Origin of the sequence: Mucilaginibacter sediminis (assembly GCF_051903035.1) — a bacterium.
In the GTDB taxonomy this organism is placed as follows: domain Bacteria; phylum Bacteroidota; class Bacteroidia; order Sphingobacteriales; family Sphingobacteriaceae; genus Mucilaginibacter.
This window is the reverse complement of sequence record NZ_CP170602.1, coordinates 3,408,445-3,428,839: the sequence shown is the minus strand read 5'-3', so window position 1 is coordinate 3,428,839 and position 20,395 is coordinate 3,408,445. Positions and strand designations below refer to the sequence as shown.

The 20,395-nt window shown below is 44.9% G+C and carries 20 protein-coding genes; 11 read left to right on the top strand and 9 right to left on the bottom strand.

Features of this window, described 5'->3' with window-relative positions:
* Positions 1-3 precede the first annotated feature (3 nt).
* The 3 genes from ACFGVS_RS13745 to ACFGVS_RS13735 are packed head-to-tail and all read right to left on the bottom strand — an operon-like array spanning position 4 to position 2,781.
* Positions 4-465, bottom strand: a complete 462-nt coding sequence (locus tag ACFGVS_RS13745; protein ID WP_439699059.1) for a RidA family protein — start codon at positions 463-465, stop codon at positions 4-6.
* 47 nt (positions 466-512) lie between these two features.
* Complete coding sequence (locus ACFGVS_RS13740) at positions 513-959, bottom strand: c-type cytochrome (protein WP_439699058.1); 447 nt, start codon at positions 957-959, stop codon at positions 513-515.
* Positions 949-2,781, bottom strand: coding sequence for a c-type cytochrome (locus tag ACFGVS_RS13735; RefSeq protein WP_439699057.1), 1,833 nt, complete (start codon positions 2,779-2,781; stop codon positions 949-951). Before ACFGVS_RS13735 ends, ACFGVS_RS13740 begins: the two co-directional genes overlap by 11 nt.
* Before the next feature lie 224 nt (positions 2,782-3,005).
* On the opposite strand from ACFGVS_RS13735, the gene ACFGVS_RS13730 reads away from it, so the two are divergent.
* Positions 3,006-3,446 carry a hypothetical protein gene (locus ACFGVS_RS13730; protein WP_090643760.1) on the top strand — a complete coding sequence of 147 codons (441 nt, stop codon included), beginning with the start codon at positions 3,006-3,008 and terminating at the stop codon, positions 3,444-3,446.
* A 208-nt stretch (positions 3,447-3,654) separates the two neighbouring features.
* Here ACFGVS_RS13730 and ACFGVS_RS13725 read toward each other — a convergent pair whose 3' ends face one another.
* Positions 3,655-4,938, bottom strand: a complete 1,284-nt coding sequence (locus ACFGVS_RS13725) for an acetyl-CoA hydrolase/transferase family protein (RefSeq protein ID WP_439699056.1) — start codon at positions 4,936-4,938, stop codon at positions 3,655-3,657.
* 271 nt (positions 4,939-5,209) lie between these two features.
* On the opposite strand from ACFGVS_RS13725, the gene ACFGVS_RS13720 reads away from it, so the two are divergent.
* Both ACFGVS_RS13720 and ACFGVS_RS13715 read left to right on the top strand, forming a co-directional pair.
* Positions 5,210-5,590 carry a GntR family transcriptional regulator gene (locus tag ACFGVS_RS13720; protein ID WP_439699055.1) on the top strand — a complete coding sequence of 127 codons (381 nt, stop codon included), beginning with the start codon at positions 5,210-5,212 and terminating at the stop codon, positions 5,588-5,590.
* Entirely contained in the window at positions 5,577-6,473 is an 897-nt protein-coding gene (locus ACFGVS_RS13715; protein WP_090643773.1) for a slipin family protein, read from the top strand. Before ACFGVS_RS13720 ends, ACFGVS_RS13715 begins: the two co-directional genes overlap by 14 nt.
* Before the next feature lie 190 nt (positions 6,474-6,663).
* Here ACFGVS_RS13715 and ACFGVS_RS13710 read toward each other — a convergent pair whose 3' ends face one another.
* The 3 genes from ACFGVS_RS13710 to ACFGVS_RS13700 all read right to left on the bottom strand — a co-directional run bounded on the left by ACFGVS_RS13710 (position 6,664) and on the right by ACFGVS_RS13700 (position 8,678).
* Positions 6,664-6,900 (bottom strand): hypothetical protein, encoded by a 237-nt coding sequence (locus ACFGVS_RS13710; protein ID WP_439699054.1) that lies wholly within the window; start codon positions 6,898-6,900, stop codon positions 6,664-6,666.
* A gap of 3 nt (positions 6,901-6,903) precedes the next feature.
* Entirely contained in the window at positions 6,904-7,431 is a 528-nt protein-coding gene (locus tag ACFGVS_RS13705; protein ID WP_274211933.1) for a hypothetical protein, read from the bottom strand.
* 269 nt (positions 7,432-7,700) lie between these two features.
* Positions 7,701-8,678 (bottom strand): GlxA family transcriptional regulator, encoded by a 978-nt coding sequence (locus ACFGVS_RS13700; RefSeq protein WP_439699053.1) that lies wholly within the window; start codon positions 8,676-8,678, stop codon positions 7,701-7,703.
* A 142-nt stretch (positions 8,679-8,820) separates the two neighbouring features.
* On the opposite strand from ACFGVS_RS13700, the gene ACFGVS_RS13695 reads away from it, so the two are divergent.
* From ACFGVS_RS13695 to ACFGVS_RS13680, 4 genes are all read left to right on the top strand, one after another.
* Positions 8,821-9,231, top strand: coding sequence for a DoxX family protein (locus ACFGVS_RS13695; protein ID WP_439699052.1), 411 nt, complete (start codon positions 8,821-8,823; stop codon positions 9,229-9,231).
* 150 nt (positions 9,232-9,381) lie between these two features.
* On the top strand, positions 9,382-9,993 hold the full coding sequence (locus ACFGVS_RS13690) for a dihydrofolate reductase family protein (protein WP_439699051.1): 612 nt from the start codon (positions 9,382-9,384) through the stop codon (positions 9,991-9,993).
* A gap of 320 nt (positions 9,994-10,313) precedes the next feature.
* Positions 10,314-11,354 (top strand): type IV toxin-antitoxin system AbiEi family antitoxin, encoded by a 1,041-nt coding sequence (locus ACFGVS_RS13685; RefSeq protein ID WP_439699050.1) that lies wholly within the window; start codon positions 10,314-10,316, stop codon positions 11,352-11,354.
* A complete protein-coding gene (locus tag ACFGVS_RS13680) occupies positions 11,323-12,174 on the top strand; it encodes a hypothetical protein (protein ID WP_439699278.1) in 852 nt (283 codons plus the stop codon). Before ACFGVS_RS13685 ends, ACFGVS_RS13680 begins: the two co-directional genes overlap by 32 nt.
* A 231-nt stretch (positions 12,175-12,405) precedes the next feature.
* Here ACFGVS_RS13680 and ACFGVS_RS13675 read toward each other — a convergent pair whose 3' ends face one another.
* The gene (locus ACFGVS_RS13675) at positions 12,406-14,022 is read right to left on the bottom strand and encodes a hypothetical protein (RefSeq protein WP_439699049.1); all 1,617 of its coding nucleotides are present in this window, start codon (positions 14,020-14,022) and stop codon (positions 12,406-12,408) included.
* 88 nt (positions 14,023-14,110) lie between these two features.
* Here ACFGVS_RS13675 and ACFGVS_RS13670 point away from each other — a divergent pair, with 88 nt between their 5' ends.
* The 3 genes from ACFGVS_RS13670 to ACFGVS_RS13660 all read left to right on the top strand — a co-directional run bounded on the left by ACFGVS_RS13670 (position 14,111) and on the right by ACFGVS_RS13660 (position 17,469).
* On the top strand, positions 14,111-15,976 hold the full coding sequence (locus ACFGVS_RS13670; RefSeq protein ID WP_439699048.1) for a P-loop NTPase fold protein: 1,866 nt from the start codon (positions 14,111-14,113) through the stop codon (positions 15,974-15,976).
* Between the two features lie 142 nt (positions 15,977-16,118).
* Positions 16,119-16,349 carry a hypothetical protein gene (locus ACFGVS_RS13665; RefSeq protein WP_439699047.1) on the top strand — a complete coding sequence of 77 codons (231 nt, stop codon included), beginning with the start codon at positions 16,119-16,121 and terminating at the stop codon, positions 16,347-16,349.
* Positions 16,350-16,956: 607 nt separating this feature from the next.
* A complete protein-coding gene (locus tag ACFGVS_RS13660) occupies positions 16,957-17,469 on the top strand; it encodes a DUF2199 domain-containing protein (RefSeq protein WP_439699046.1) in 513 nt (170 codons plus the stop codon).
* 126 nt (positions 17,470-17,595) lie between these two features.
* Here ACFGVS_RS13660 and ACFGVS_RS13655 read toward each other — a convergent pair whose 3' ends face one another.
* Positions 17,596-18,147, bottom strand: a complete 552-nt coding sequence (locus ACFGVS_RS13655; RefSeq protein ID WP_439699045.1) for a dihydrofolate reductase family protein — start codon at positions 18,145-18,147, stop codon at positions 17,596-17,598.
* Between the two features lie 779 nt (positions 18,148-18,926).
* Here ACFGVS_RS13655 and ACFGVS_RS13650 point away from each other — a divergent pair.
* Positions 18,927-20,168, top strand: coding sequence for a glycoside hydrolase family 76 protein (locus ACFGVS_RS13650; protein ID WP_439699044.1), 1,242 nt, complete (start codon positions 18,927-18,929; stop codon positions 20,166-20,168).
* Positions 20,169-20,395: the final 227 nt, after the last annotated feature.

Here is a 20,395-nt window from a genome sequence, read left to right as displayed (position 1 = left end):
ATATTATATGTAAGCGATACAATCCATCTCGACCAGCGAGTTTCCGGGCACACCACCCTTAGCTACTGCAACGGTAGTGCGTACCGGCGGATTTTTGCCAAAGCGGCCTTTGTAAACCTCGTTCATGCCCTGGTAATCGGCAATATCATTGAGGAACACCGTTACCTTGAGTACTTTTTCCATGGATGAGCCGGCTTTTATCAGTTCTTTTTCCAGCTCTTTAAGTACAATTTCCGTATGCGCCTTAATCTCAAAGGGCTCAACGTGGGCGCCTTTTCCGGCTATAAAAACCATGTTGCCCAGTTTGGTCGAGCCGGAAAACAATGGTACATCCTGATAAGATGTTACATTGTTAGCTACCTTTTCATCAGCGGGCGCGGCTATGGCGTCTTTACTTATACCGAATACGGATATGCCTACTGCCGAGGCCAGTATCCTTTTTAAAACAGATCTTCTTTTTTCCATGTCGTTTTTATTTTGCGTGATGGGGTGTATATGTTGTTTTTGTTTTGTTAGCGTGATTTATTTGTAGGTGCCGCAGTGTTTGGGGCACTTAGCGTAAGGATATATTTCACCATTTTATTAGCCTCATCGGCGCTTACCGCCGGGTGTGGCGCCATAGGTACCGGGCCCCAGGTACCGCTGCCGCCACTTATTATTTTTTGCGAAAGCATAGCCACAGAAGCTTGGTCCTGCGGATATTTGCCGGCGATGGCTACATAGGCAGGCCCCACCAGTTTCTCTTCAACTTTATGACATGCCAGGCAATCGGATTTGGAAATAAGGGCTTTACCGGCCTCAATTTCGGGGGCGGTGGCAAAGGGTGGTTTTGATATTACGGCGGGCGCGGCGGCTTTCTTTTTTAGGGCAGTCTTTTTCCTTACCTGTGCACCGGCCTGGCAGCACAGAATGGTTAAAACAAAACAGAAAACGCCTGTTATAAATTTATTAATCTTCATGTTGTTGTATTTGTTTATCCGCCATTTTTCGCACGGCTCTTACGTCGGCCGGGGTTACAATTTCGGGGATGTTGTTAAAATTGGATTTGATGTAGGTGAGCACTTCGGCTACCTGTTTATCAGATAAAAAACTGCCGTGCGCGGGCATTACTTCGTTGTACGATAGCCCTTTTACCTTTACCGGGCCCTTTAACCCGTTAAGTATCACTTTAATTAAGCGATTTTTATTATAATTTACCCATTCGGATTGTACCAGCGGGGGGAAACGCTTTCCGTCGCCTTTACCATCGTTTTGATGACAGGCCACGCAATAGGTGCTGTATACAACAGACGTGGCGGCCACATCTTTAAACAGGTTATCTTTAATCTCATCCGGAGTTTTAATGTTGGATGCCGTTTGTTTTCGTGTTTCCATGGCGGCAAGCTGTGCCGGGCCGAAGATTTTTTTATCGCCGGTGTATATAATACGCCAGATCCGTCCTTTTTCGGTATCGCTTACATATAATGAGCCATCCGGCCCTTCGGCCAGGCCCATGGGGCGGTATACGGCATTGCTTACGTTTACAATAGGATCAACCCTCGCAAAGCCATCGGCAAAAACCTCCCATGGTCCCGAAGGCCTGCCATCTTTAAACGGAACAAATACAATAATATAGCCCGCCTGCGGATAAGGCGCCCTATCTGTAGCGCCATGAAAAGCGATGAACGCGCCGTTTTTGTAATGATCAGGAAACTGCTTTCCTTTGTAAAACAATAAATCGTTGGGCGCAAAGTGTGCGGGGAAGCCAATAAGCGGCTGGGTTAGTTTAGCGCCGTCGCCCTGTTTAATTTTATCGCCGCCAAACTCGGGGTTAAGCAGTTTTTTGTTTTTTATAGGATCATAGTAATAGTAGGGCCAGCCGCCATCAAGGCCTTGCTGTACTTTAAAAAACTCTTCTGCGGGCTGCACCGCGCTTTCCCAGGGCGTGTACAAATCGGGCCACAGCAACCTGAAATCGTCGCGGCCATGGTTAATGGTATATAACGATTTACTTTTGGGGTCCCAGTCCATGGCGACAATGCTTCGGAGGCCGGTGGCATATTTTACCCCATCGGCCTGGTGCTGGTTGGTTTTATTGGCATCAAACATCCAGATGCCGCCATGACCTTTTAACCAGGGGTTACCATTATCCGGCGAACCCGGACTACCAACGCCCGGCGAACCCGGTTGTCGGTTGTTAACCTGCCCGGCATTTGACCCTGCCCCCCATCCCACAAAAATATGGCCCTTATTATCAAAGGCAATGGGTTTGGTTTGATGCTCGTGATAGGGCGGGTTATCAATAACAATGGTATCCAGTTTACTATCGGGTACCAGTTGCCCGCGTTTAAGCTTCATCCGGTAAACCATCAGTTCCGAACTGAAGTACAGGTAGCCATCATGAACACGCATGGCCGTGCCATAAGTTTGGCCATCGTATTTGCCAAAAGGTGTTATCACATCGGCGCGGCCATCGCCATTGGTATCGCGCAGGGCTACGTTACCGTATCCATCGTTGGCATAATGGTCGCGGGCTTTTACATAAATATCGCCGTTTGTGTTAACAGCGATGTGCCTGGCCTGGCCCTTTAAACTATCGGCAACAACAAACGCGCCGAAACCAGCCGGCAAAAATAGCCCGCCATTATCTGTATCAGCCACAGGGAGTTTGGTATCGGTGGCCATCCACCCAAATCCCATAAATACAAACAAAGCTGCCGCACAGGTAAACATCAATAAACGCGAACCAAAATAACGCGAAGCAGCAGCCGAAGCCCTCCTTGTGCCTTTAGTATTATTCATGCAAACAATAATTTTTTATATACAATGCCAGGCGGGGTACCCGGTTATACATTTCTTATTACACATGACTACCGGCAGTTTATCCCTCCGGAAGGCCGAAATATTTTTGCGCTGCCCGGTTTTTAGTTAAACAGAAGGGTTTTGGTATCGAATTATTGCTTGCAGCTTATTTCATAGTGGCTTTTTGTAGAAAAATTATATTTTTACGTGATTATAAACCTGTTATGAAAGCCTTAATCACTACCCTTATCTGTATTGTATTTGTTTTTGCCGGCTGCAAAAAAGATACAAAACCCGGAACAGAAATAACAGCCGGAAGCATTGTCGGCAAATGGACAGTTCCAAGCCTGGTGTATCAAAGCTACAAGGATGGTAAGCTCTCCAGGGAAGATCCGCTTGAAGCATATGCTTATGAATTTGAATTTAAAACCGATGGAACAGTAGACTATACCGAAGGTGACGTAACGTCTTCCGGCGAATACACTATTAAATACGACTCGGGGAAATATTATTACTGGGTAGGTATCCAGGGCCGCCATGGTTCGCCCGACGAAGGTACTGCCGAAATTAAAATGATCAACAAAAACTCCTTCACACTTAGATTCGAAACTTCCGACGTCAGTGGCCTTAGGTATGTGGTGATTGAAACTATGATAAGAAAGTAATTTTATCTACCCCTGCTGTTCGAAGTCTCTGACCTCGATCTACTATGCACGTAGTCTACAGACTACCAGATAGTTTCGTGCGGTCTGGTAGCATTTAATACGTACAAAAACTTATTAAATTCATCACTATAGTCAGAGACTATAGACATAATCATTCGAAGTCGGAGACTTCGAACAGCGCAGGGCTATTGCCGCAGGACCACCCGGCTTAGGCCTGCCCGAATCGTTGGTGATAAGCCCTTTCCAGGGATTCCCGGTGATTTGGATGGGCCAGTTGAATAAGGGCCTGCGCACGTTGCTTTAAATTTTTGCCGAACAGGTTAACCGTTCCGTACTCGGTAACTACCCAGTGCACATGGCCGCGGGTGGTTACTACGCCGGCCCCTTCTTTCAGGAACGGAACAATGCGGCTGATGCCTTTATTGGTTTGTGAGGGCAAAGCGATGATTGGCAAACCACCGTCTGACAGCGAGGCGCCGCGGATAAAATCCATTTGCCCGCCAATGCCCGAAAACTGGTACGTACCTATCGAATCTGAACATACCTGGCCGGTAAGGTCAATCTCAATGGCACTGTTAATAGCGGCTACTTTTGGGTTTTGGCGAATGATGCTGGTATCATTAACATAACTGATATCCATCACCCGGATGGCAGGGTTATCGTGTACAAAATCATATAACTTCCTGGTGCCTGCCATAAAAGCGGTTACCGAGCGGCCGGGGTTCAACTTCTTCTGGCTGTTGTTGATAACGCCCTGCTCAATCAGGGGGATAATACCGTCCGAAAACATCTCGGTATGCAGGCCAAGGTTTTGGTGCGTGGTCAGGTTTTTAAGTACCTGGTCGGGTATTGCGCCTATGCCCAATTGCAGGGTTGCACCGTTTTCAATCATTGATGCTACATGGTAACCAATTTTTTCAATCACCGGCGAGGTCTGGAAGTCGTAATTTACCTCCGGGAGTTGGCTGTTTTGCAAAACCATCGCATAAAACCTGCTCACGTGAATAAACCCTTCCCCGTGTGTTCGGGGCATCAGCGGGTTAACCTGGGCAATCACATATTTGGCGGTATCAACAGCAGCACGTGCAACATCTACCGAGGTGCCCAGCGAGCAGTAACCATGCGCATCGGGCGGCGAAACCTGTACCAGGGCAACATCAATAGGGAGGATGTTTTTGCGGAACAGCTGCGGAATCTGGCTCAGGAAAATCGGCACATAATCGCCATTTTGGCTGTTAGCTACATTCCTGGTAGCAGCCGAAACAAATAATGAGTTGAAGAAAAAACTTTTCCTGTGCTCCGGCTTATCAAAATTTACCTGGCCAAGGGTGGTTATACTCACCAGCTCCACATTATTTAATTCATGATGCCTGTCCTGTAAGGCTTCAACCAGGCATACAGGTGTGGCAGCGCTTCCATGTATAAATACCCGGTTGCCGGGTTTAACTATTTTTAATGCTTCCTGCGCGGTAGTGTATTGTATTTCAATCATATGATTATGCGGACTGCTATCCGGTGGTTTTTTCAAAGATATGCCCTTAGGCCGATGGATTCAGAATTATCTTATTCATGCCAAAGTCAATTTAAGGGGGGGAGCAGGCGGCGAACACCAACATGGGCGCGACATTTTTTTGACTTTAAAAATGGCGTTGCCTGCGGTCCGTGCTTGCAGTACAATCTTCAACGTTCAGAAAATTAATATTTTGAAAATAAGAAACTTGTTGTATGTTTGTACTATATGTATAGTACAATAGTATTTTAACATGATTAAATTTAAATTAGACCCTAAAACGGGTACCCCGTTTTACCGGCAAATAATTGATCAGATCACCTTTGGCATAGCTGCGGGAAACCTGAAAACAGGCGAACAATTACCCACTGTGCGTTCGTTGGCTGTGGATTTAAAGGTAAACCTGAATACGGTGGCCAAAGCCTACAAAGAGCTGGAAATTCAGGATATTTTAGAAACGCAGCAGGGGACGGGGACATTTATTAGCGAAATCAGGATCCAGATAACCGAAAAGGAGCGAAGCGCCAAATTAAAAGAGATCTGTAACGAATTTTCGTCCATTGCATTCAGCTATGGTTTTTCGACAGACGACATTATTAATCAACTTAAAAAACAATCATATGATAAGCAGTAAAAAGAATACCAAGCTGGGCGTTAACCCGATTGCAGCCGTGATATTTGTTGTGTTAACAGGAGGCGTTATTGGTTTGTATTATTTGGAATGCATTAACGCTTTAACCCTGGGGCTGTTGCTGATAGCCTCGCTGTTTTTGGCCAACTCGGTGCATATAGCCGATCAGTGGGAAAAAGCTATTGTTTTACGCATGGGTAAATATACCGGGCTACGCGGCCCGGGTTTATTTTTCACCATACCGCTGGTTGACAAAATAGATAATTATATTGATCAGCGCGTTAGGGTTACCGAGTTTAAGGCCGAGCAAACGCTTACCAAAGATACCGTGCCGGTAAATGTTGATGCAGTAGTGTACTGGACGGTATGGGACGTTGAAAAGGCCGCGCTTGAAGTGCAGGATTATGAGGTGGCTATAGCTTACATAGCGCAAACGGGATTAAGGGATGTAATAGGCAAACATGAATTGGCCGAGCTGTTGCAGGAACGGGATAAGGTGACGGATTTACTGCAAAGAATACTGGATGAGCATACCAACCCCTGGGGCATAACCTGCCAGAATGTGGGCATCAAAGATATTGTTATCCCTCAATTATTAGCCGATGCCATGAGCAAGGAAGCCCAGGCCGAAAGAGAACGCAGGGCAAGGGTAATACTGGGCACCGCCGAGGTGGAGATTGCCGAAAAGTTTGCGGTTGCAAGTGAACAATATATCAATAACCCGGTGGCCTTACACCTTAGGGGGATGAACATGTTATTTGAAGGCCTGAAAGAAAAAGGATCGATGGTGATAGTGCCAAGCTCGGCGTTGGATTCCATGAACCTGGGCGCAATGGGCGGGTTAATCTCCTTGGCAAAATCAAACGAACCCAAGCAGGATGTGTAAGCTTTCATAAAACCCGGTGTTCAGTTAATTCCACAGGTATTGCTAACGCGGGCTGCGGGGACGGTTGGGTTTTGTGCTTTACAACAACATTGTGATTTGCATGCGGACGCACCCCAATATTATCGGGGCGGCGCCGGGAAAAGTGCTTGCGGGAGCGTTTCGTTATTCAAGCTATTGTATAAGTCTGAAATTATATTTTGGCCCTTTTCTTTGACGCACGTTGTGGCCGAACGGTTACTGTTTTTGTACCGCCGGCAGGCATGGCTGTATTTGACGAACCTTGTGTAGTTATTTGTACACTAACGGGTTTTTGCCCTGTTTTTTTATATCTGGCAATAGCCTGAGCAATGGTTTGCATGGTAGCCTCAGTAAAAACCGATGGCCCCACTATTAGGTCAACGTTTTTGGGTTCTCTGATATATCCCATAATTCAAACTTTAAAATATTGTTTAATCAAAAATAATGCCTCTTGCGGATAAATGATCATATTATGCCCACCCACATGTACAGCGCCCAGTACTTCCTCATAATGGCGTATCAAATCCGTTTTTGCCTGGTAAGAAACGAAGCCTTCGTTACCGGCATCCCACGACCTTTTACAAGCAAATGCAAAAAGGTTACCGCCAACTCCCTCGTGCTTTTTATCCGGTCCGAAATTAATCGGTGCACTTTCAGCTAAATGCACATATACAAAGCCCTCTTTGTCGCTTAAACTTATCAAGCCCTGTATAACATCGGGTTCATCTACCGTTGTTAATTTATATACTAAGCGGTCTTGCTCGTTAAATTCGGTTTTCCATGTAAAATGCCACTTGTTTTTTTTGATGGCGAATTTCATGTCTTCCTTTGTTGCCAACGACAGTTCAGTTTCTAAACTTTCACCGCTATTCAACTGGCGGATACTGTTGGTAAGGTCGTCAATAACTAAATTAAGGTGATAAACTGAATCATCAGGCATTATACGAATATACGGAAATTGTAAAAAATAATTGCTTTTTAAAGTAAAATCAGGTTAAAAAGATAAAGGTTTAGCTGAACTATAGGGATATGTAACACCATTTCCGCGTGTTGCCGATGTTGCTATTAACGAGCAGGGATAGCCGAAAGTAAGATGGCGTTACGTAAACATTAAAACTTTTTACATGCCAAACAACATCTTGATTTGCATGCGGGCGCACAGGCCTGGAGGCCTGCGGCAGCAGCAAGTACTTGTGGTAGCCGGTTTTTTTACGCCGCCGCCTGCCTGTTGTATTTGTGCTTATAATCGTTGGGCGACAAACCGGTGAACTTTTTAAACACCGCCCTGAAAGCCTTAACATCATTATAACCCACCTGGTACATTACCTCGTTTATATTTTTTGATGAATTTTCCAGCTGCTTTTTGGCGGCTTCCACCTTCACCCGCTGAATGTATTCGGCTGGGGTGTTGTTGGTGGCTTTTTTAAAACGGCGTTCAAAATGGCGGCGGCCGATGGCAAACTGGTCGGCCAGGCCATCTACAGAAAGTTTCGCGGTATAATTATGTTCAATAAATTCCTGTGCAAGCTTAATGGGTTCGTCCTCGTGCTTTTTTTGCCCGTTAAACATGACAAATGGCGACTGGCTCTTCCGGTCGATCTCGATAGCGAAAAACTTAGCCGCCATTATGGCCAGCTCCCTGCCGGTATATTTTTCAATAATGTGCAGCAACAGGTTCCAGTAAGAGCTGGCGCCGCCGCTTGAGTAAAGGCCGTCAATTTCGGTAATGATGGTACCATCCGTCATGGCCACTTCCGGGAACATGGCCCTGAACTCGTTGCCCGACATCCAATGGGTAGAGCATGATTTTCCGTTAAGCAACCCGGTAGATGCCAGCAGGAAAGCGCCAAGACAAAGAGAAGCCACCTCGGCGCCATTTTTATATTGGTTAATAATCCAGGGCACAAAATCCTTGTTCAGCTCAACCATGGCCTTCATATCGCCCGATAGCGCGGGGATGACCACAAGGTCGGTTTTTTTAAGGTCGCTTATCAGCACATCCGTATTAACCGCGAAAGCGCCGTTGTTGAGCGGTACCTGGGCGGTTAAGCCCACCAATTGAACCTCAAACGCGGGCTGTTTACCGGCGCTAACCAAAAATTGATTAATGGCGGTGAACATATACCGCGGATCGACGATTGCAGACGGGACGGCCTCATAGGGCACCAGTATCGAAATGTGTTTCATGTTGATCAAATTTAAGCAATCAAAAAATAAAAAGTCGCATTTACACCCTGCAGATGTCAAATACATGCAGTACTTATTTGCTTACCTCCACACTACCTTTGAATTAACAAAACAATTAAATCACCAAAAAAAAAATAGCATTATGGAAACTACCGTATCATCCACCCCGGCCGCCGCGCCATCAAAATCGTCATTATTAGCCGGCCGCATCATCAGCATTATCTGCATTTTATTCCTCCTGTTTGATGCTATCGCCAAAATCCTGAAGGAAAGCCATTCGGTACAAGGCACCGTGACTTTGGGTTACAGCGAAAACATGGTAACGGTAATCGGCACCATACTACTTATCAGCACCATTATCTACATCATTCCGCGTACTGCCATTTTAGGCGCTATTTTAATTACCGGCTACCTCGGTGGCGCTGTAGCTATTATGATGAGGGCCAACCAGCCGGCCTATTTCCCTATAGTTTTTGGCATACTGGTATGGCTAAGCCTTTACCTGCGCGATGGAAAAGTAAAAAGCCTGCTCAACTTTGGCGGTAAGTGGTAAGCCGGCTTTAAAATAATTCGCGCTATGACGCAAAGAAAATGACGCAAAGAAAAATAAAGAATTGCTTTGCCACTTAGCGTCCTTGCGCAAAAAAATCAAAAAGCGGTTTCCTGGTAATATATTGCCTGTAAATAATAATTATAATAAAAAATGAGGGAGTTGGTGGCATCGGTAAATGTAACTTTAGATGGCTTTATGGCCGGGCCCGATGGCAGCCTCGACTGGCATTTTAAATACTGGGATGGCCAATTGTGCGAAAGCCTGTGCCGGCAACTGGCCCGGGCAGATACCATTTTATTAGGTGCCCGCACTTATGAAGCCTTTGCCAACTACTGGCCCGCAAAAGCCAACGACCTGCAGATGGCCAAAGAAGATATTGTAATGGCCGAACTGATGAACGGGCACATCAAAGCGGTAGTATCCAAATCAATCCACCTTACCCCCTGGCGCAATACCATCCTGCTAAAAGGAAAGTTAAAAAAACAGATAGACCAATTAAAAGCCCAGCAGGGCCGGGATATCATAGTTTTGGGGAGCGGACAGCTGGTATCATCACTCATGAAGCTAAACCTGGTGGATAGGTACGAACTTTGGGTGCACCCGGTAGTAATTTCTACCGGGAAACGTTTGTTCCCCACCCTTAGCCATAATTTACAAATGCGGTTAACCAACACGCAGGTATTTTCGTCGGGCATTGTGCGTTTGAGTTATGGCTGTGAAAAAGCGGGTGAGCAGATGCCTGTTGTTGGTTTGCCGGCATAAAGCTTATTATTTGTATGCAAATCCGGGATGTGGAATGTATGGCATTTAATACAGACAAAAAATTATTAGATTCATCACTATAGACATAATCGTTCGAAGTGCTCGAACAGGGTAGGGAGCGCCAACAAGGGCCAGGGCGAAATTAGATGGCGTTACGTAAACCTTAAAGCCTTTTTATATGCCGATATTTGTTGGTGGCAACACACAACAAAGCGCGGGTAGAGGACACCAACAGGGGCGAGAAAAGCCAGTTGCAAATGTGTTTTTTGTTTACTAAATTTGATTGTTTACTAAATGTAAACAAGGATAATAAGTAAACAATGCACTACGGAAGCGTACTTTCTCAAAGTTTTAAAATGTTGCCGCCGGCATTTAGAGATGCTTCTAAAACGGTACAAATGACAATGGGTAATGCGGTGGGAGAAAGAGATATCCTCACCTTTACCATTAATGGTGTATCACTTAAATTCAACGTTTATTATGCGCACCAAATTAGTCACCTCCAGTTGCATTATATTCAGCGCGATGCCGCCGACGCAAAAAAGACCGATGACCTGCCGACACTGGTGCTTAGCCAGGTAATTTATTCCAGGATTGCGCAAAAACTGATGGACATCGGGGTTAATTTTATGGATGCTACCGGCAATGTTTACCTCAATGAAAAAACCATTTATATTCAGCATACCGGCCAAAAAACAAAAGCCGGCGGTGTTCCAACAAAAAGCCGTTTATTTGGTGATACAGGCCTGAAATTATTATTTGCACTATTACAAGACCCGGAAGTAATAAACTTCCCATATAGGGAGCTTGCCAATCTGGTGGGTATTTCACCCGCCTCGATCACGATCATATTCAAAGAAATGCTTCAAAGCGGCTATTTGTTTGAAGACTATGATGACAATAAGCGTTTACTAAAAAAACGTGAATTGCTGCAGCGGTGGGTAAACGGATACAACGAAATTCTACGGCCAAAGCTGCTAATTGGACGTTACCAATCTTTCAAAAAGGACATGGTAAAGGGGTACGAACAGTATCCGATTGCTGACTGGCAGGGAAACTGGGGAGGAGAACCCGCTGCTGCAAGCTACACCAAATATCTTTCACCGGAGAAATTGACCATGTATGTTCCAAAAGACGAAAAAAGCTGGATGAAAAAAATGAGCCTTGTCCCGGTAGACGACAATCATGAAATAGAGGTATTAAATTATTTTTGGGATACGCAACACCCTTTGTTTCAAATTGAACCAAATTTAGTGCCCCCACTTTTAGTATACGCCGAGCTGACAGCTACCAGCGACAGCAGAAACCTGGAAACCGCCCAACGAATATATGATGAGTACCTACAATATATTGAGCAATAAGATACCATCTTATTTGCTGGAGATCATCGATTCGCTGCAAAAGGTTCTTGGCCGCCAGTCATACGATTTCCTGCTTATCGGGGCAAGCGCACGCGATCTGATCATGGACACGATCTATGATCTTGGAGTAAGCCGCATGACCCGCGATGTAGATTTTGCGCTGTATGTGCCGGAATGGGACACCTATAAGCAAACCATACAAAAATTAATTGATTCTGGCTTGTTCTCGCCCACGAAGACTACCCACAAACTAATATATAAAAATGCGTATGAAATCGACATTGTCCCGTTTGGAGCGATCCAAGACGACGAGGGGCAGTATACCTGGCCACCAGACCACATAAAAGCCATGAATGTAGCCGGATTCGTCGAGGTTAGCGCCGGGGCAATTGAAATCCAAGCAGGCGATGTCTGTTTTAAAATTGCATCCGTCCCAGGAATATGTGTGATGAAAATATTAGCGTGGAAGGATCGTGGCAGGACAGACGACCGTGACGGAAGGGACCTCGGATTCATACTCGGAAATTATATCGAAATGAAGTATGAAGATCTGTACAGCAAACACCAGGACCTGATGGAGCAGCCACATTTTGATCGCTTTGTTACTACCGCCCGCATTATGGGTAGAGACATCCGCGATCTATTGAAGTCGAATCTTATCGCCCTGGAGCAGATAAAGCGTATTTTGTTGTCGGAGACAGACGACGACGAATATTCAAGACTGGCGCTGTCATTAAAAGATGCACGCTCGTTTTCTTACAAAACCGCTTTTGACTGCATAAAAGCGCTCATACAGGGCATGGTCGACGTAATTAACTAAATACAAATAGCTTTGAATCCAAGATTTTCAGCCATCCTGTGAAGTCCGGCTGATTAATTATTAGCAATTCGCTTCTCGCGCCAAAATCAATTCGCTGGCCCCGGCTGATTGATCGCCGAAGCCGAGGCAAAGGACTGCCAGGACGGATTAATTGCCGAAATATTATAATCGAAATTGCTGACTGATGGCAGACTCTTGCTTCTTCTCATGTCTCATTAACCGGGTCACAAGTCATCTGCCCGCCGGGCTATCGCTCAAAACTTGCGCCAAGGTGCGGAAACCGATAGCCAGTTTAGCCAGGTATCCGTCAATAATGGCCAACTTTGTTTTATCGGCGACATTCAACTTTTTAAAGAGCTTTTGATAATCACTTCCCTTTCGATGGGCGACACCTTTCGAACGAAATTCCTGAATAGCGCGGAGGATCAGCGGAACATCATAATCCTTGCCAAATTCTCGCTCCAGAAACTTTTGTAGCTGGTTGATCGCATAAGGCTCATCAACAAATTGCTTTTTTAACTCGTTCACATTGATACTGTCGTTAAGGGATTTGGAAAGGCAAATAATTATCTGATCAAATTCATGACTATCTTCGTTGAGTGGGCGTCGAATATTCTTGAAAAAATACTCGTCCCCGGCCCGCAACGGTAAAAACAGATCGTAGCCGTACCGTTTGAAAAACTTGACCGAAAATTCCTGAAAATATTTCCGAAACAGAAGGTCCGAGGCAGATGGCTCAGCATGGCGGTCCACCAGAAAGTCCCTTCTGAATTTTACCTCGCTTAAGCTATCAACCGGGATGATATTATAACTGCGCCAGTAACATTGTTCTTCATAATTCAACTTGGCCAGGTCTGTTAAATATACGGCGACGTGTCCAGCATGATCGTTGTCGATCTCTAATGTCCAACTACCTTTCTTAATAATTACGCCATCTTCGATGGAATATAGCTCAGGATTTTTATAGTACTTCTCCAGCACTTCACTTTTGAAGAAAACTGGGCTATAAGCAAATCGTTTTTGCATCACCTCGCTTAGTTTTTCAAGGTCGGAACTAAGTTCTTTAGGCTCCCCGTCTTCCTGCACATTCACTATGAAATCAACATACTTACGCTTACTGCGGGCCCGGTCGAAAACATCCGGTTCCTGATAATTGGCATAACCATATAAAGCTTTTTTGCCTTGCAACCGGGCGTTTGAACGCCAGGAAGTCTCACTAGCGAAGGTGGCCTGCTGATAATTGATCATCCATTGATAATCGGGGGTGATCACTTCGCTGTATTGTTGGCGGGTAACCCCATGATGGGCCAGATCATGTACGCTAAAAAAGAAATATTCGAACTGCAAAAAAAGCGTCATTTTTTTTAAGGATAGGAATTTTCGGAGTTCATGTTTTCGGATACTGATTTCATTCTCCGAAAATTTGATCACAACGGTTGTGTCTGATTGAATATCTACGCCTTTGTATCGTCCGGCATTTTTATCTTCGTAAAGGTTGAATAACAAAATGAACTCCTCAACAACGCGGTATTGTTCGGGAATAAGTTTGTTAAAGAATTGCTGATAAACAATAGGTTCTAACCGGCCTTCAATGCCCCATCGCTTGTACTTGTCCGGCGCATCGGCGTAACGGATGACGCCTGGCTTGAGTCCGATCGGATTACAGATCCACTGTGCTTTTTTTGCCTCTTTTTTTACCTCACTATTCGGGATCAACACTGCGCTGATTACTTCCCTTAGCGAACCTTCCAACAAGTCAGCTTTCAGATACTTATGTACGGTAATAAATTCTTCGTTGCCAAACTGATTTATACTGTTGGTGAAATCTTTAAAATGATAATCGGTCATAATAGATTCAAAGTTATTGTAAAAACGGATACGTGACCCTCTATACTTTTACCCTTATTATTCCTGCGGTACGCTTTTTAAAATTATAATGACCAAATCATTTCTTATTTGCGAACTTCACGCTATGAACGCTGATCACATCAAAGCTGTCTTTAAAACCTATATCCAAGATCCTAACGAACAATTTGCGCTATTGATCAATGGTGCGTGGGGTAGCGGCAAAACATACTTTTGGGAAAAAGAACTTAAACCGCTAGCCGAAATGGCTAATAAGCAAACCCTCTATATCTCACTAAATGGCATAGCGAGCCGGAGTACCTTAGAGCAAATGTTGTTCATTAAAATGTGGCCATTTCTTAATCGTGGTGACAGTAAACGAAATACCCAATTTGGTCAGCTGATAGGGAACGCTTTAAGTATGCTGGCCAAAAAAAAGTTGGATGTCAACTTGCCCGACCTGGTGCGTGGCCTAAGCTTGGACACTATTATGTATGCAGATTATCTTATTTGCTTTGATGACTTGGAACGCTGCAGGATCCCTCTTGCTGAAGTTCTGGGTTTTATCAACGACTTTGTCGAGCATCGCAAGCTCAAAACTCTAATCCTTTCCGATGAAACCAAAGTCAACTCTACTCAGCCGGATTTTGCTGGAATTAAGGAAAAAGTTATTGGCAGAACACTTAATTTCCATATTGACCATGAACTTATTCTTCCCCAGCTACTACGTAAATATAGTAGTGAGACGGAAGTTTTTGTTTTTTTAAATGAAAACGAGATTTTTATCCGGGATTTGTTGCGTTCTTTTAAAGAAGATAACTTGCGCATTATTGATTTCTGTTTGTCTATTATTGCACGAATCTACCCTGTTTTAAAAGGACAGAATCCCGATAACATCAACAACGCGGTACTTTGCGCGCTAACTATTGGTATCGATTATAAAAGAGGCTTCCTTCATTCTGACGACGAGGGCGATTATAAAGAATTGAACATGATTACTGTTGTACAACATTTCTGGTCTCAACCTGACCAGGGCGGCGATGTTGTTCCGACCGAATTGATCAAAGGCCCTTATCCGAAAGCTTTTTTCGAACGCTATCTTAAAGGCTTCGGGTATCAATTCAATCTATGGAAACCCATATACGATTTTATACTTTCAGGTTATCTGGACGAAACAGCCCTTCTGAAAGAATTCGAAGAACGTGACCCGAATCGTATCCCAGAACATATCATCTGTTTTCCGCTTCTGATCAATTATAAGTTTAGGAAACTCAGCGATGAGGATTTTTTATATTTTGAAAAGAAGACACGTCAATATGCTGAAGATGGTTTATACACGATTTATAACTACCTACAAATTGCGGACTTCTATTTTTATTTTTCAGATAACAATCTGATTTCGTTAAGTTATGATGAAATCTTGTCGTTTGTACGGAAAGGGTTGGGTAAAGCTGCACACCGGCGCGAAACGAATGACGAGGCCTACGGCAACATGATGCATTTCAAAAAGAATAACGACGCTAGTGAAAAATTCAAAGGGGAAGTTTCCATGGTGCATATGACAATCATTCGCGAGAAAAAGCGGGAGGCGGTGGCGCACATTACATCGCTTATTCAAGCCGGAAAGGCTGACGAAATCGAAAAGGCTTTCAATGAGCAGCGTTTTGATAAGGATTTTTTACCGGCAGTAAATATGGATGCATTTTGCAGTGTATTAAGAGTTGCACCAAACAAATCTATATCCCAATTGGCAATAATTTTCGAAGAACGCTATAATGCAGGCATCGTGCATTTATTGCTAGACGATGGGCCTCCTTTAAAAATACTGGAAAGTGAGGTCGGAAAGATGCTCGCTTACACTTCTTCAAATCGAGTCCGTCATTTTGTACTTCAGGAGTTACGCAAGGGTATTAAAGAAGGTATAGCAAGAGTAGAAAATGTAAAAATGAAAAAGTAAGCGTAAGAGCCTTTTCTAATACGCAAGCGTTTCACTTTTGTAAAACCAATCATCTCGTAAAGCACGGGTCAGCAATTGCACAATCGGCACACAAGACCTGCGCTAAAAAGTGGAAATAAACATCTTTTTTAACGTTGATAGTATGGAAACAAAATACAAAATCGGAGACTGGGTCTGCCAGAAAGAAAGTGATAATTATCCTAAATTAGAGGTAATAGCGATTACGCCAGACGGTAAATATCGCTGCAATGGTACAAATTACAGACTTCCGCGAAAGAAAGTAATAGACAAACTTTTCATAGGAGAAGAATTAGTTCCATGGATAGACCATTCAGGCCCAGTTATTTTAAGAGATAAATCCACTTTTCGATAGCGAAGCACAGGCCCCAAGCTGGCGCACGCGTGTCGCGTGTGCCCTGTATACAGATCACAATCTTATTGCATAGCCCTAATTCCACAATTTCCCCACAGCCCGCGTTAGTGAAGTGGATACCGGCCCAGCGCCTAAGGCCTGTGCAGTATGAACGTACAGCACGGCCCGCAGGGAACGCCATTTTTAAAAGTCAAAAGTTAAAACTGCGCAGCACTCTTGAACACCTAAAAAAACAATTAAACAGTGAAAAATTCAAAAGTCAAAAAAATATCGGGTCGCAAAGTTTTGGCGGTAGTACCGAGTTGTAATTACCCAATGTTACGATTTTTAAACCCCAGCTGCAGACTACGCGCTTAGTTTTGTGAAGTCGGGTATAGCATTTAATATGGACAAAACTTATTAAATTTATTACTATAGCATAATCATTCGAAGTCTTCAAAACCGGGTAGGGAGCACCAACAAGTGCCAAGTGTCTTTAGACGTCCTCAATGCCTTTGTTTTGCTTTAGCCTTCACTATTGTGCGCCGCGTATTCTTGTTAAGTAATTACCTTCAAAAACATTAATTTAGGCCAATAACTAACGCCCTTAGCTATCAACTTTAAAATTATGGATACTTCGTTCACCTGTATGTGCTGTGGTAAAAGTTATGAAGGGGTTCCGCTGTGTTTCGGTACCGATTTTCCATACCATTATTTCGCTATACCGGAAGATGAAATAGCTGCACGGGTAGAAATTACAGAAAGCTTATGCGTAATTGACGAAGCTTATTTTTTTCATCGGGGAAGGATTACTATACCGATTATTGACCATGATGAGAATTTGATATTTAATGTATGGACAACAATTAGCAGGGAAAATTTCGAAATAAGGAATACTATCTGGAATGATGCCGAAAGAATAAACCATCCGCCTTGTTTCGGCTGGCTGCAAACCAATATACCGGCCTACGGCAATACTATCAATATTAAGACCATGGTTCACGAAAATGAAGTTGGTTTAATCCCAGATGTAGAGGTGGACCCGGAACATCCGATTGGACAAAATCAGCTAAACGGGATAACTTATCAAACTGCTCTCGAAAAGGTACAGCTTATTCTCAGCTCGCTTCATGCCGGGTAGTTGATGCCGTTACTTTGTAAGCATCTTTTGTTAAGCCGCAAGTATCAGGTACACGGATTTTTTAGACTGGGAAGTCCACAAATCTTAGCATCCGGGAAATATGGATGCTGCCGCAGATTCCCCTCATCACCCCTTCAAATAATGCAATCCTACGCATCCCGATTTAAAAACTTTGGTATCCACCAGTTTCCAGTTTAGTTTTTCCGGCAGCGGGAAATCATCCATCAGCTTTTTTCCTTTGCCAATAATTACCGGGTGAATTACAATATGCATTTCGTCGACCAGGCCGAGCGCCATGAGTTGCGAACGCAGGCTTACGCCGGCGATGGAGATTTTTTTGCCGGGCTGCTGTTTCAGTTTCATGATTTCGGCTTCCAGGTTGTCGCGCATAATGCGTGTATTGCCTTCCACACTTTGGAGGGTGCGCGAAAAAACAATTTTGTCAACGTCGACAACGGTTTGCGCAAAAGCATTGCCCGCTGCCGTGCCCGACTGGGTTTTGGCCACCTCGGTCCAGTACGGAACTATCAAATCGTACATTTTACGTCCGTATACCACCAGGTCGACGTCGTGCGCCAGGTCGGCAAAATATTGGTGAATTTCTTCATCGCCATTAAATTTGGTGTGGTCGTAACAGCCATCAATACTGATATTCATGCCAAAAGTTACAGTTCTCATGGGGTTGGTTTTAAGGTTAATTTTTATTGACCGGTTTTGCTAAATAAATATCAAAAATAAAATACGGCATTTATAGCGGTGAGGGCCAGGTGCGACAAATAAAGGGGCGTTTAAGTCGGAAGTCTGAAGTCTTTAGTCGGAAGTCTGATTTTTCAGGACTTAAGACTTTAGACTCAAGGCTCCCCTGTGCATAGTTGATAAGTTGTTTCGTTGAAAGATAAAATTTATAAAAAACTTAAAAAATTTTCCCGACGCTTGGGGGCTGAGCCCGCTGGCGGCATCCTACTATTATAAACCAATTGAAAAACAATACCATAAGCCGGGTCGGCGCGCGCTTTTAGCGTTTGCAGCAGCCGGGGTAAACCAACATTCGTGATTTTTTTAGGGGGCAGTTTTTTACTGGCCGGGCGGGAGCGTGGCGTATGGCGGCGAAGACTCACCCGGCGAGGCTGCGCCCGCCACCCTCTCTCTTCACCTGCGGTGGAAAGAGGGGCTTGAACGGGGTATATACTGCTGATGGGGATTAAATGGGGCAAGAGGGGCTTGAACGCGGGATATGCTGTTGACGGGGGATTAAACTCGAAAGAGGAGTCCGAGCGCTGACCAACCCGGTATGCTAAATGCATTCAGCACTTCAAGCCCCTCTTTCCGGCGAAGCCGAAGAGAGGGTGGCCAGCGCAGCGTAGCCGGGTGAGTGTTGGCCAGCGTTCAACAGGTTTTTAATGATGCAACAAACAGGGGCAGGCTTTATATAAACCAATTAAACAAAATCAATTTCTATGAAAATTATGAAAAACAATGTTAAACAAACCGGCGGCGCGTTGGGCGTGCTGCGTGCTTTTAAATTGATGGGCCGGGCCGGGTGCGGCCTGCTGCTGGCGGCGATGGGCTGTATGGTAGTGGCTTCGGGCTGTAAAAAGGAGGGGCAGTTGGCGGCTGGGTCGCCGGGGACTTCGGCGGCGGTGGCCGGCCGTAAGCTGGTAACCAATGCAACCCTGCCTACCCGTGCCGAAGCGCTGGTGGCTATGCAGGTGTACAATAATACGTTTTACAACCAGTACGGCACCTATGGCCCCAGCTATAAGGCCTACTACTGGAAAGACCAGAACCACACCGGCCGCATGGACTTTTGGACGCAGGCCGAGGCTATTGAAACCCTCATTGATGCCTACAATATAAACCCCAATGTGGATTTGAAGAACAAAATCAGCTACCTGTACAACGGTATGCGCGATGGTTACGGCCTTACCTGGGAAAGCAACATTTATAACGATGATATTATTTGGGGCAGCCTCATGTGCGTGCGCGCCTATGCCATTACCAATGATGGCGGCATGCTGGACATGGCCAAAAACAACTTCGCCATTGTGTGGAACCGTGCCTATGATACCGCCCTGGGCGGCGGCCTGTGGTGGACTACCGCCAAGCAAACTAAAAACGCCTGCGTAAACGCGCCGGCCATCATTTGCGCCATGAAGCTATACGCTGCCACCGGCGATGCCAGCTACCAAACCAAGGCCAAGCTGCTGATGGACTGGATGGTGGCCACCCTGTACACCAGCAGCGGCGAGGTTAAGGGTGCCATAAACGCGGCCGGCACCATTACAGAAGGCAGCCGCTCATACACGCAAGGCACGTTCATAGGAGCCTGCGATGCCCTGCGCCTGCAATACCCTGCCGTAAACTACGCCGCCATGGCCAATAACGTAATGAACTACAGTAAAAACAACATGTGCCAAACTCCCGGCGGAATTTTACTTGATGAGTACGACACCGCCGATACCCAGGGCTTTAAAGGCATATTTGCCCGCTGGGCCTGCATTTACGTGCACTCGGCCGGGTTGCAAAGCACTTATGGCAGCTGGCTGGATGCCAACGCCACGCAGGCATGGTCGATACGCAACAGCAGCGGACAAATGTGGGGCAAATGGGCCACCCGCACCCCCGACGGCACCATCCTGAACGCCTTTGAAACCACACCCGGCGTAGCCATGGTGAATGGCATTTACTGGTACCGCTAAATTAATTTAGTATGTCCCTGTTTGTTTTTGTGATTTTTTGTTTGATGATGCTTTTGATGCTCCCGGAAGTTTAAATAATTGTGAATTAGAATTTTTAGCTGCAGGTAAATGTCTGAACCGGAATTTATCGAATTAAGGAATTAGCAGAATTTTTAGCTGCAAATTATTTGTCTGAATCAGAATTTGAGAATTAGCAGAATTTTAGCTGCAAATTTCATTACAGAAAA

Bases quoted from the DNA above. Each gene is read 5' to 3' on its own strand.
- ACFGVS_RS13655 (WP_439699045.1), bottom strand. From the start codon at position 18,147: ATGAGAACTGTAACTTTTGGCATGAATATCAGTATTGATGGCTGTTAC.
- ACFGVS_RS13690 (WP_439699051.1), top strand. From the start codon at position 9,382: ATGAGGGAGTTGGTGGCATCGGTAAATGTAACTTTAGATGGCTTTATG.
- ACFGVS_RS13710 (WP_439699054.1), bottom strand. From the start codon at position 6,900: ATGGGATATATCAGAGAACCCAAAAACGTTGACCTAATAGTGGGGCCA.
- ACFGVS_RS13730 (WP_090643760.1), top strand. From the start codon at position 3,006: ATGAAAGCCTTAATCACTACCCTTATCTGTATTGTATTTGTTTTTGCC.
- ACFGVS_RS13705 (WP_274211933.1), bottom strand. From the start codon at position 7,431: ATGCCTGATGATTCAGTTTATCACCTTAATTTAGTTATTGACGACCTT.
- ACFGVS_RS13720 (WP_439699055.1), top strand. From the start codon at position 5,210: ATGATTAAATTTAAATTAGACCCTAAAACGGGTACCCCGTTTTACCGG.
- ACFGVS_RS13735 (WP_439699057.1), bottom strand. From the start codon at position 2,781: ATGAATAATACTAAAGGCACAAGGAGGGCTTCGGCTGCTGCTTCGCGT.
- ACFGVS_RS13665 (WP_439699047.1), top strand. From the start codon at position 16,119: ATGGAAACAAAATACAAAATCGGAGACTGGGTCTGCCAGAAAGAAAGT.
- ACFGVS_RS13680 (WP_439699278.1), top strand. From the start codon at position 11,323: ATGATGAGTACCTACAATATATTGAGCAATAAGATACCATCTTATTTG.
- ACFGVS_RS13660 (WP_439699046.1), top strand. From the start codon at position 16,957: ATGGATACTTCGTTCACCTGTATGTGCTGTGGTAAAAGTTATGAAGGG.
- ACFGVS_RS13715 (WP_090643773.1), top strand. From the start codon at position 5,577: ATGATAAGCAGTAAAAAGAATACCAAGCTGGGCGTTAACCCGATTGCA.
- ACFGVS_RS13650 (WP_439699044.1), top strand. From the start codon at position 18,927: ATGAAAATTATGAAAAACAATGTTAAACAAACCGGCGGCGCGTTGGGC.
- ACFGVS_RS13670 (WP_439699048.1), top strand. From the start codon at position 14,111: ATGACCAAATCATTTCTTATTTGCGAACTTCACGCTATGAACGCTGAT.
- ACFGVS_RS13675 (WP_439699049.1), bottom strand. From the start codon at position 14,022: ATGACCGATTATCATTTTAAAGATTTCACCAACAGTATAAATCAGTTT.
- ACFGVS_RS13740 (WP_439699058.1), bottom strand. From the start codon at position 959: ATGAAGATTAATAAATTTATAACAGGCGTTTTCTGTTTTGTTTTAACC.
- ACFGVS_RS13700 (WP_439699053.1), bottom strand. From the start codon at position 8,678: ATGAAACACATTTCGATACTGGTGCCCTATGAGGCCGTCCCGTCTGCA.
- ACFGVS_RS13725 (WP_439699056.1), bottom strand. From the start codon at position 4,938: ATGATTGAAATACAATACACTACCGCGCAGGAAGCATTAAAAATAGTT.
- ACFGVS_RS13695 (WP_439699052.1), top strand. From the start codon at position 8,821: ATGGAAACTACCGTATCATCCACCCCGGCCGCCGCGCCATCAAAATCG.
- ACFGVS_RS13745 (WP_439699059.1), bottom strand. From the start codon at position 465: ATGGAAAAAAGAAGATCTGTTTTAAAAAGGATACTGGCCTCGGCAGTA.
- ACFGVS_RS13685 (WP_439699050.1), top strand. From the start codon at position 10,314: ATGCACTACGGAAGCGTACTTTCTCAAAGTTTTAAAATGTTGCCGCCG.